This window comes from Methylobacterium sp., from assembly GCF_019750675.1.
Taxonomy (GTDB): domain Bacteria; phylum Pseudomonadota; class Alphaproteobacteria; order Rhizobiales; family Beijerinckiaceae; genus Methylobacterium.
In genome coordinates this window covers 1-7405 of the sequence record NZ_JAIEOF010000286.1, presented here as the reverse complement: position 1 = coordinate 7405, position 7405 = coordinate 1, and the positions used below count along the sequence as shown (strand labels likewise).

At 69.6% G+C, this 7405-nt stretch carries 7 protein-coding genes; 4 read left to right on the top strand and 3 right to left on the bottom strand.

Annotation, left to right across the window (positions count from 1 at the left end; translation table 11 throughout):
• The 3 genes from K2X24_RS14970 to xth form a co-directional block, all read right to left on the bottom strand.
• Window positions 1–904, bottom strand: a 904-nt coding sequence (locus K2X24_RS14970) for a glycosyltransferase family 2 protein (RefSeq protein WP_292499173.1), incomplete at its 3' end; no start/stop codon positions are given.
• A 166-nt stretch (window positions 905–1070) separates the two neighbouring features.
• Entirely contained in the window at window positions 1071–1700 is a 630-nt protein-coding gene (locus K2X24_RS14965; RefSeq protein WP_292499172.1) for a glutathione S-transferase family protein, read from the bottom strand.
• Between the two features lie 65 nt (window positions 1701–1765).
• Window positions 1766–2560 (bottom strand): exodeoxyribonuclease III, encoded by a 795-nt coding sequence (xth, locus tag K2X24_RS14960; RefSeq protein ID WP_292499171.1) that lies wholly within the window; start codon window positions 2558–2560, stop codon window positions 1766–1768.
• A gap of 143 nt (window positions 2561–2703) precedes the next feature.
• On the opposite strand from xth, the gene K2X24_RS14955 reads away from it, so the two are divergent.
• From K2X24_RS14955 to K2X24_RS14940, 4 genes are all read left to right on the top strand, one after another.
• Entirely contained in the window at window positions 2704–3411 is a 708-nt protein-coding gene (locus K2X24_RS14955) for a ceramidase domain-containing protein (protein WP_292499170.1), read from the top strand.
• A gap of 182 nt (window positions 3412–3593) precedes the next feature.
• Window positions 3594–4916 (top strand): homoserine dehydrogenase, encoded by a 1323-nt coding sequence (locus K2X24_RS14950; protein ID WP_292499169.1) that lies wholly within the window; start codon window positions 3594–3596, stop codon window positions 4914–4916.
• Between the two features lie 133 nt (window positions 4917–5049).
• Window positions 5050–6036, top strand: a complete 987-nt coding sequence (gene glpX, locus K2X24_RS14945; protein ID WP_292499168.1) for a class II fructose-bisphosphatase — start codon at window positions 5050–5052, stop codon at window positions 6034–6036.
• Between the two features lie 306 nt (window positions 6037–6342).
• On the top strand, window positions 6343–7386 hold the full coding sequence (locus K2X24_RS14940; RefSeq protein WP_292499167.1) for a tlde1 domain-containing protein: 1044 nt from the start codon (window positions 6343–6345) through the stop codon (window positions 7384–7386).
• The last annotated feature ends 19 nt before the right edge of the window (window positions 7387–7405 follow it).

Below are 7405 nucleotides of genomic sequence, written 5' to 3'. Positions count from 1 at the left end.
GGCGGGCCTCCTGCCAGCCGAACGCGCAGTAATGCGTCAGCGGATCGAGTTTGGAGGTCGCGACATCCGGGTTCTTCTCGACGTAGTAACCCGCGTCGAACAGTTGCGAGGCGGCGATAACGTCCATCTCCTCCGGAAAACTCAGTTCCCCGTCGGTCTCGTCCGAGGCGTGGAGCCCCGGCACCCGGCGCGCATAGGCCCGGATGGCTCTGAGATCGGCCTCCGTCTGCGCGCGGTTGCGTAGGTAATGCGCCCCGTGCCTGGCTTCGATGTCTTCGGATTGCAGGCCGCCGGCCAGGGATTCGTTTCGCGCGCAGACGTAATCCAGGCCGAGGCTCTTGTAGTGCAGCAGTTTCACCTGCCGCTGCGGTTCGTGAACGATGTGCCCGGTCGGCGCGGCCGCATGACGACCGTTGTAGTAGTTGATCTCCGTGACGGCCTGGGGATCGAAGATGGCCGGCTTGTCGTAGGCCGTTTCCCGGGCGCCCCGCACGACGTGCTGCCACAGTGGACGCGGGTCGGTGGGGAACGCGTCGGCGATCATGTTGTAGCCGAGCGCCGTGATGAAGGTGACGCCGACATAGCGCGAGCGCGCGAGGTAGCCGCGCAGGTCGGGATGGTGGAGATGCTCGTCCATCTCGGCGGTGACGATCCACTCGGCCTCGCCCCGCGAGCGGGTCCAGGCCGAATTCATCAGCGCGTTGTAGGTATCCATGAAGGAACCACCTTGGGTCTTGACGTCGGCGACGACGATTCTGTCGTCGCCGCTCAGCAGGCCAAGGCTCTTGTCCGTCGAACCATTGTCGAAAACATAAATTTTGTCCACGATCGGAAGATAGTGGGCAAGAAAATAAGGTATCATGGCCTCTTCATTCAAACACATACAGTAGAGATGAATGGCCATCGACTCAAAACTCCGGCGGTCTCCGATCCTTGATCAGGCGTATAGAGGACCGCTCATGAGTCCGGCAATCGGGATCCAGTCCGGATACACCGCACGATTCCATCAGAGCCGGCCTGCCTGAGACATCGGCGGGCGGCCGCACCGGTGGCACCCACCCGCCCTGGCTTCATTGCGGGCTGGTGGGCGCGGCAAGGGCCGTGGCGAAGGAGGGCCGGGCCAAAGTGCGGGTGACGTACGCCGCAAGCTTGGGCCACCGATCGGCATCGACGGATTCGCCGGCGAGATGCAGGTTGTGGAAGCCGGTGACCACCGAGATGTCGGCGATGCTGAAGGCGTCACCCACGAGGTAGGCCCCGTCGATCTGGCCCTCGAGATAATCGTAGATCTTCGGCAGTTCCTCGGTCAGGGCCTTGGCGACGGCGGCCTCGTCCCCGGGCTGCCCGAGCAGCTTCGGCTTCACCACCCGGTTGGCGAAGGGCTTGATGATGATGTCGAACATCTCGGTGTCGCCGTACTTGTCGAACCAGATCGCGCGACCGCGCGCCTTCGCCTCGGACGGGAACAGGGCCGGGCTCGGGAACTTCGCCTCGAGATAGGTCAGGATCGCGGAGGAATCGGCCAGGAGGAACCCGTCGTCGTCGAACGCCGGGATCTTGCCCAGCGGGCTCGCCGCCTGGAAGGCCGGGTCCTTGTCGTGGAAGAACAGCGGGATGTGCTCGGCCGCCTCGCCCTTCTCCGCCAGGGCGACGAGGACCTTGCGGACGTAGGGCGAGTAGCCGGTGCCGTAGAGTTTCACGCGGGGGGGTTCTCCATGTGGGGGGATCGATGCTGGACCAACTCACGGGAGACGGGATCGTTCGCTCACGCGTCCGTGAGTTCGACCGTGACCGGTACGTGGTCGGATGGCTTCTCCAGGCCGCGCAGGTGCTTCTGCACCGAGGCCGAGACCAACCGATCGGCGGCCTGGGGCGAGAGCAGGAGGTGGTCGATCCGAATGCCGGCATTCCGGTTCCAGGCCCCCGCCTGGTAGTCCCAGAAGGTGTAGAGGCCGGCTCGCGGGTCGCAGGCGCGCAGGGCGTCGGTGTAGCCCTCGGCGAGGAGCGCACGGAACGCCGCCCGGCTCTGGGGCAGGAACAGCGCGTCCGCGCGCCAGGCCTCCGGATCGGCGGCATCCTCGGGCTCCGGGATGACGTTGTAGTCGCCGGCCAGCACCACCGCCTCCTCGGCCGCGCGTAAGCCCTGGGCATGGCGCCGCAGACGCTCCAGGAAGCCGAGCTTGTAGGGGTATTTTGGGCTGTCCACCGGGTTGCCGTTGGGCAGATAGATCGAGGCGACACGCACGGGGCGCACCGCTTCGCCGGACACGAGCGCCTCGATGTAGCGGGCCTGCTCGTCGCCGTCGTCGCCCGGCAGACCGCGGTGGATCTCGGACATCGCCAGGGGCGCGCGCACCAGCAGGGCGACACCGTTGTAGGCCTTCTGCCCGAGGGTCTCGACGGCGTAGCCCGCCGCCTCGATCTCCGACCGGGGGAAGCCCTCATCCTGGCATTTCAGCTCCTGCAGGCAGACCACGTCGGGCTTGGCCTCGTCGAGGAAGCCGACGAGATGGCCGACGCGCTGCTTGATCGAATTGACGTTCCAGGTGGCGATCCGCATGGGTCGGGGGTCTCTGGGCGCTGGTGGGCGAGGGGGTCCGTCATCGGGCCTTCGCCTCGGGCTGGCAAGGTTCCTGATGGGGAAGACTCCTGACGGGGAAGGCTCCTGGTCGGCAAGGCGGGGCGCAAGATGGAGAGGTCCGGATGGCCGGGGACTACTGGCTGACGCCGATCTGCGCCTATTGCGAGCGCGGCGATCCCGGCTTCTGGGCGGAGCCGGTCAACGCCCTCTCGAACGCGGCCTTCCTGATCGCGGCCGGCCTTGCGGCGTGGCGGCTGCGCCGCGCCGGGACGGCGGATGCGCCGGCCCTCCTGCTCAGCGCCCTGGTGGCGGTGGTGGGGGTCGGCTCGTTCCTGTTCCATACCCTGGCGGTGCGCTGGTCGCTGCTGGCCGACGTCATCCCGATCGCTCTGTTCATCTACGCCTACTTTCTCCTGGCGATGCGGCGCTACTTCGACCTCGGGATCGGGGCGGCGCTCGCCGCCACCGTGGCCTTCGCCGCCGTCAATGTCGGCCTGGAGCCGGTCCTCAACGGCCTGACCGGCCGGTCGACGGACGCGCTGACCAACGGCTCGATCGGCTATGCCCCGGCGATCCTGGCGCTGGCGGGCGTCGCCGCCGGCCTGCTGGCGCCGCAGGGCTGCAGCCTCGCCCCGGCCCGCCACGAGGCCGGACGGGCGCTCCTCGCCATCGCCGCGCTGTTCACCGTCTCGCTCGCCTTCCGCACCCTCGACCGGGCGGTCTGCCCGGTCTGGCCGCTGGGAACCCACGCGCTCTGGCACCTGCTCAACGCTGGCGTGCTCTACGGGCTGATCGCCGTCGCGGCCCGCTACCGTCGGCGCCGATCGTAACGCCGGAACCCCGCCCGGACCGGCCGTTTTGTTGCGCCCCCCGGCAAATCGTTGCAGAAGATCGGGCCGCGTCGAGCGCGGCATTCGCCTGCGCCGACCGACGCCGCGTCCCGCGCCGCCGCCGGACGCGGCAGGTCCCGGATGCGGCAGGTCCACGGCGCGACAGAGTGACGGAACACACCATGACACAGAGCCTTCGCCTCGGCGTCGCCGGCCTCGGCACTGTCGGCGCCGCCGTCGTCCGGATGGTCGCCCGCCGGGCCGAAGCCCTCGGCCAGACCAGCGGGCGGGCGGTTCGCGTGGCCGCGGTCTCGTCCCGCGACCGGGGCCGCGACCGCGGCCTCGACCTTTCCGGGGTGACCTGGTTCGACGATCCCGTTGCCCTGGCGACTTCCGGCGAGGTCGATTGCGTGGTCGAGCTCATCGGCGGCGCCGAGGGGCCGGCCCGGGAGACGGTCGAGGCGGCCCTGGCGTCCGGCAAGCACGTGGTCACCGCCAACAAGGCGCTGCTGGCCAAGCATGGCGCGGCGCTCGCCCGACAGGCCGAGGCGGCTGGCGTGGCGCTCGCCTACGAGGCCTCGGTGGCCGGCGGCATCCCGGTGATCAAGGCCCTGCGCGAAGGCCTGACCGGCAACACCGTGTCGCGCGTCTATGGCATCATGAACGGCACCTGCAACTACATCCTCACCCGGATGGAGCGCGAGGGCCTGACCTTCGAGGCCTGCCTCAAGGACGCCCAGGCCCTCGGCTATGCCGAGGCCGACCCGACCTTCGACGTCGAGGGCTTCGACACCGCCCACAAGCTCGCGATCCTGACGAGCCTCGCCTTCGGCACCGAGATCGACGCCGAGGGCGTCTCCGTGGAGGGCATCTCGGCGATCCAGCCCCTCGACCTGACCATGGCCGAGGAACTCGGCTACCGGATCAAGCTACTCGGCGTCGCGCAGACCGCGGCCGGCGGCATCGAGCAGCGGGTGCACCCGACGATGGTGCCGAAATCCTCAGCCATCGCCCAGGTGATGGGCGTGACCAACGCCGTCACCATCGACGCGGACGCGGTGGGCGAACTCACCCTGATCGGCCCCGGGGCCGGCGGCGAGGCCACCGCCTCGGCCGTGGTTTCCGACATCACCGACATCGCCGCCGGCACCCGCCGCCCGACCTTCGGACGGCCCTCGGCGTCCTTGAGCCCATCCCAGCGCGTCGCCATGCAGCGGCACGAGGGCGGCTACTACATCCGCCTCACCGTGCACGACCGTCCCGGCGTCGCCGCGGGTGTGGCCACCCGCATGGCCGAGCGCGACATCTCCATCGAGAGCATTCTCCAGCGCCGCTCCGAGAGCGCGGCCTCGAAGGACCCGCACGGCCGCTCGGGCCAGCCGGTGCCCCTGGTGCTGATCACCTACGCCGCCACCGAGGGCACGATCCGGGACGCCCTCGACGCCATCGCGGCCGACGGCCTGCTCGCCGAGGCGCCCCAGCTGATCCGGATCGAGCGCGAATAGCGTCGTTTCGTATGCCAGCGAACGATCGGTGGAAGAACGAAGAAAAATGCGCGTAACTCGCGAAATGTGATGTCTCAAGCGCATTTTAGTTCATAAGGAGCGCCCGACAGAGGCGCAGGGGCGCGAGGTTTACATGTCCGGTGGCATCTTGGAATCACGCGCACCGGTGGCCCGGTCTCTCACGCTGGAGCTGGCGCGCGTCACCGAACGCGCGGCCATCGCCGCCGCCCGCCTGCGCGGACAGGGCCGCGAGAAGGAGGCCGACCAGGCCGCCGTCGACGCGATGCGCCTCGAACTCAACCTCCTGCCCATCGACGGCACCGTCGTGATCGGGGAGGGCGAGCGCGACAACGCGCCGATGCTCTATATCGGCGAGCGCCTGGGCACCGGCGACGGTCCGAAGGTCGACATCGCCGTCGACCCCCTGGAGGGCACCACCCTCTGCGCCAAGGACATGCCCGGCGCCATCGCGGTGACGGCCCTGGCGGAAGCCGGGTCGCTGCTCGCCGCTCCCGACGTCTACATGCAGAAGATCGCCATCGGCCCCGGCTATCCGGCCGGCCTCGTCGATCTCGATGCCAGCCCGGCCGACAACATCGGGGCGCTCGCCCGCCACAAGGGCGTCGACCCCGCCCAGATCACCGCGATCATCCTCGACCGGCCGCGCCACATGCAACTCGTCGCGGCGGTGCGGGAGACCGGAGCCGGCATCCGCCTGATCTCGGACGGCGACATCGCGGGCATCATCCACACCGCCAACGCCGACGCCACGGGTGCCGACATCTATCTCGGCATCGGTGCGGCCCCGGAGGGCGTCATCGCCGCCGGCGTGCTCCGCTGCATCGGCGGACACATGCAGGGCCGCCTGATCCTCGACAGCTACGACAAGCGCGAGCGCGCCGCCCGGATGGGCATCAGCGATCCGAACCGGAAATACGAATTGCACGACATGGCCCGCGGCGACGTCATCGTCGCCGCCACCGGGGTCACCGACGGCGCCCTCCTCAGGGGCGTCCGCTTCCGGCCCGGCGTGATCGAGACCGAAACCGTGGTCTACCGCTCGGCCAGCGGCACGGTCCGGCGCATGCTCTGCGAGCACCGCCTGCTCGGCGACGCCTGACCCCGGGCCGGTAGGCCAGGCGGCGCGGAACGCGCCGACTGCGCCCGTTCAATGTTCGTGGGGCCGGAACGACAAGGTTCGGCGGCACCCCGGGATTTGTTCGGGGATCGCAAAGACCAGACCGGCGCCGCATCGACGAGTATAGGCGCCCAAAGTCGGCACAATGCCGCCATCAAAATGTCTGCCCGGCCGAATGAGATGCCCGCGTGACGGGCGAATACTTCCACGTTCGTCGCCCGAGCCTGCAAGGGCGCGGATGGAGGGACCGGCATCGGCGCCGGCCCGGAACGGCGGACCGCGCTGACCATGATCGACCCTCCCAACTCCGACGATACCCGGATCGACGATGCCGGTGTCGGCTCTAACGCGCGCACCAGGCGGATATGGCCGGGTGTCGCCGCCGGTGGCACGCTCGCGCTGGCCGTCCTCCTTGGAGGTGGCCTGACCTATTGGTCCCGTCACCCGAATCCGGCTCGGCACGACGCCGTGGCTGCCGCGCCGCTGGTTCCGGCCATGCCCGAGCCGGAGGTGGCCGAGATCGCGGCAGGACCCGCCCCCGAGACGCAGGCGCCCGCCGAATCCGCTGAACGCACGCACGGCGAGGCGCCCACGGCGCCGCCCGAGCCGACCCTCGCGGTGGCTGCGCCCGAGCCGTCGGCTCAGGATGCCGCCCCGGAACCATCATCGACCCTCGCGGCCGTCGCGCCGCCCCTGGCGCCGAGGCTTGTCCCGCTTCCGGTGCCACGCCCTCCCGAGTTCCGTTCGGGCCGTGCCGCCTCACGCGCGCCGCGTTCCGCCGCGCGCCAGGCCTTGCCCGTCGCCGCCACCCCGCCGGAGGACACCCGCTCCTTCGTGGAGAAACTGTTCGGCCTCGGAAATTCCGAGCCGCCGCGACTCGCCTACGCGGCCCTGGAAACGAAGCCCACCGAGGATGTCTTCCGCAGGGCCCTGAATCTCGTCCCCCGCGGAACCGGCGGCGTCGCGGTCTACGACATCCGCGCCAAGGTGGTGACGCTCCCGAACGGCGAGAAGCTCGAGGCGCATTCGGGGCTCGGCGCGAGCATGGACGATCCCGCGCACGTGCATGTCCGCATGCGGGGGCCGACCCCGGTCGGCACCTACGACATCACCGAGCGCGAACAACCCTTCCACGGCGTGCGTGCCCTGCGTCTGCATCCCGTCGGAGGGCCGGAGGCGGTTCACGGCCGGGTCGGTCTCCTCGCGCACACCTACATGCTGGGCGCGAGCGGTGCCTCGAATGGATGCGTCTCCTTCAAGGACTACGAGAAGTTCCTGCAGGCCTATCTGCGCGGCGAGGTGCAACGCCTCGTCGTGGTCGCGGGCGGTTAGCCCCGCCTCAGCTCCAAGC